The following is a 3446-nucleotide window of genomic DNA, read 5'->3' as shown; positions in this document are numbered from 1 at the left end:
GCCTGAGGTGGTCCGGGGCGGGATCCTGGTCCTGGCCGCCGCCCCCCTGCCGTTGCCCACGCTCCCCCTCCTCGGCGGCCACGACCAGGATCCCGCCCCGGACCACCTCAGGCTGAGGGTCGCGCACAACGGGGAGACCGACGGCACGTACGAGCTGGAGTGCCATCCGCCCGGCGGCAACCACCCGCAGATCCTCCAGGCGTGCGACCGGCTGGACAGGCTCACCCGCTGGGGCCGGGACCCGTTCGCGCCCGTCCCCCCGGAGGCACGCTGCACGATGATCTACGGCGGCGACGCCACCGCCCGGGTCACCGGCACCTGGGCCGGACGGCCGGTGGACGCCGAGTACAACCTGCGCAACGGATGCGAGATCAACCGGTGGAAGACCCTGGTGCCGGTTCTGCCCGGGCCCCGGTGAGTGCCCGGTGAAGGTTGCGTGAGGGCTCGGACGGCGACGCGGTGAGCGCGCCGACGGGGCGCCCGAGGCACGCGGCCCCGGTACACGCGCCGGACACGCCCCCACCCGTCGAAGCAATCCCCCGGCATACGCCGTGGTCACAGAAGATTGGTGAGAGCTCCCCCTCATCCGCCGTCGCGCGCCCATCCCCTGCCTTTAGACTCCCTCCCAGTGACAGGCCGCAAGGTGCAGTGGTTCAGGGAGGAAGCGTCGTCGTGAGCAGCAGGCCATCCCGAGGCGCTGCTCGCCTCGCAGCCATACTTGATGCCCTCCCGGACGGGCTCGTACTCGTCAACTGCAACGGCACGGTCGTCAACGCGAACACCATCGCCCTGGAGATGTTCGAGTCCCCGGGGACCGGGCTCGTGGGGCGGGGCGTGCTCGACCTGCTGCCCTCCTTCGACTCCAAGCTCATCCCCGGGTCGATGCGCCGCCCCGAGTCCGAGGACGAGCAGGGCCGCACCAAACCGACCCGGATGGTGGCCCGGCGCACCGACGGCAGCGAGTTCCCCGTCGAGGTGACCAGCGCCAACCTGGAGGACGGGCGCGACGCCTACGCCTCGCCGTCCTCCTCCTACGGAAGCAGCGGCGCCCACTACTCCGGCGACGAGCTCCTGATGATCGTCGTCCGTGACCTGTCCGGCACCGTCGACACCGAGGCGGAGCTCGCCCGTTCGCAGCGGCAGACCGAGATGATCCTGCGCGCGGCGGCGGAGGGCGTGGTCGGGACCGACACCGAGGGCCGTGTCGTCCTGGTCAACCCGGCCGCCGCGCAGATCCTCGGCTACCGCGCCAGCGACCTAGGCGGCCAGGAGCTGCACCCGCTGGTGCTGCACTCGCGCGCCGACGGCGAGCCGTTCCCGTACGAGGGAAGTCCGCTCGCCGACACCCTGAAGTCCGGCCGCAAGCACCGGGTGCGCAACCAGGTGCTGTGGGCGAAGAGCGGCGCCGCCGTGCCCGTCGACCTGACGACCGCGCCCGTACGGGACGGGGACCTGCTGGTCGGCGCGGTGATGACGTTCACGGACCGCCGCCCCTACGAGGAGCAGGCCAAGAAGCACGCGGAGGTCCTGGAGCGCGAGACCTCCCGGTACGACGCGCTGTCCGCGCGCCACCAGCAGCTGCTCTCGGTGCTCGGCGGTTCGCTGCGCGGGCCGCTGGACGAGCTGCGCCGTGAGCTGTCCACCCTGGCCGCCGACGACGCCGGCCAGCTGTGGCCCGAGGCCAACCAGGTGCTGCACCATCTGGCCGCCGGATACGCCCGGATGACCACCCTCGTCGACAACGTCCTGGCCTTCCAGCGGCTCGACTCCGGTACGGAGGAGCTGAAGAAGGCCAAGGTGCTGGTCGGGACCGTGGTCGCGGCGGGCGTCGAGGGCGCGGTCGAGCTGATCGGGCCCGGCCGGGCCCAGTTCGCCGTCCACGCGCCCCCGATCGAGGCCGAGATCGACCCCGTACGGCTCTCCACGGCGCTGGCGCACCTGGTGGCGGACGTGGCGGGCGTCGACGCCACGGGCAACGCCCCGGTCGCCGCAGGCGGGTACATGGACTCCACGGTCGTCGTCGCGGCTGCGGTCCGCGGCGACGTCGTACGCATCGAGGTGCGCGGGCCCTACGCCGGCGGCGACCCCGTCCACGAGCCCATCGTCCGGGGCATCGTGCGTGCCCACGGCGGTGTGCTCCAGACGGTCGAGGTGCCGGGCATGAGCGGCAGCGCGTACGTCCTGGAGGTGCCGCTGGGGTCGGGCGCCGGTTCGGTGCCCGAACCCGCCGCGGCCGAGATCGCGGTCGTCGCCGTACCGGAACCGGCCCAGCCGACCGGCTCGGGCCGCCGCCGCGCCCGACGGGCCTCCACGGACGCGTTCCTGGCGAGCCCGGTCGAGGAGGAGAAGTCCCCCACCGGCCGCCGCCGGGCGCGCGCCCAGGAGGACCAGCGGCCCGGCCCGTCCGCCGCCTCCCCGGCCGCACTCGAACGCATCCCCGCCCAGCAGACGGGCGAGGGCGGCGGCCCGCGCCCCGGTGAGGGGCCCGGCGGGGCCCCCGTCACGGGACGGGGCGCCCCGGGTGCGGGACCGTCCGGCGGCCCGGGGGCCGGTGGCGTGCCGCCCATGCCGGGTGCGCCGGTCGTCGCGGGGGCTCCGGGCATGCCGGGTTCGCCGCYCGGGCCCGGTGCCCCCGGCGCCGGTCCGGCCGGCGCCGCACCCCAGGGCGGCGTGCCCCACGGCTCCGTGCCCCACGGCCCCACCGGTGGTACGCCGGAGGGCTCCCCCGGTGCCCATCCCTTCGGCCCGGGCGGGCCGTCCGGCGGGACCCCGAACGGTCCGGCCGTCGGTATGCCCGGCACCGAGGCCGCCCCGGGCGGCGCGCACCCGTACGCCCCCGGCACCGCCCCCACCGGCGGCCCGGGCGACGGGACTTCGGGCGAGGGTCCCTCCGGGACGGGGCGGCGGCGCGGGCGCCCCAGCCCCGCCGAGGGGGGCGCCGCGCCCTCCGAGGGCTCGATCGTCACCGCCGCCGAGAGCGCCCGCCAGTCCGGCGCCGGGCGACCGGCCGCGCTGAGCGAGACCGTGCCGCCGCAGGGCATGACGACCGACCCGGACGCACCGGCGGGCCGCCGCGCCCGTCGTGCCCTGCCCACCGGCGGCGAGGCGGGGCCCGACGCGGAGGCCCACCCAGGTGAGGCGCGCGCCGCCGACGCGGGGCCCGGCGGCCGTCGTGCCCGCAGGGCTCTCGCCGCCGCACCGGAGGCAGAGGAAGGGGCCGTACGCACCGCGTTCGCCCTTCCGCCCGCCGACGCCGACCGCCCGGTCCGGCCCGAGGGCTTCGCGCCCCACGGCCCGGACACCGCGCGGCCTTCCGGCCCGGCAGGCGCCGACCCGCAGGCGGCCGGTCCCGGCAGGCCCCTCGGGCTTCCCGGCACGGCTCCCGGCCAGGGCACCGGCATCCCCGTGGACCCGAACCGGCCCGGGGTCCCCGACCCCTACCAGCC

The 3446-nt window shown here is 76.7% G+C and carries 2 protein-coding genes; both read left to right on the top strand.

Annotated features, from left to right (window positions below; all coding sequences use genetic code 11):
* Positions 1-7 precede the first annotated feature (7 nt).
* Positions 8-418, top strand: a complete 411-nt coding sequence (locus ACJA3G_RS33380; protein WP_406556780.1) for an SSI family serine proteinase inhibitor — start codon at positions 8-10, stop codon at positions 416-418.
* Between the two features lie 254 nt (positions 419-672).
* Positions 673-3446 (top strand): PAS domain S-box protein (locus tag ACJA3G_RS33375; RefSeq protein ID WP_406556779.1); only part of this gene is annotated, 2774 nt, incomplete at its 3' end.

It is taken from the genome of Streptomyces sp. YS-3 (assembly GCF_045257485.1).
In the GTDB taxonomy this organism is placed as follows: domain Bacteria; phylum Actinomycetota; class Actinomycetes; order Streptomycetales; family Streptomycetaceae; genus Streptomyces.
This window is presented reverse-complemented; position numbering and strand designations above follow the sequence as displayed.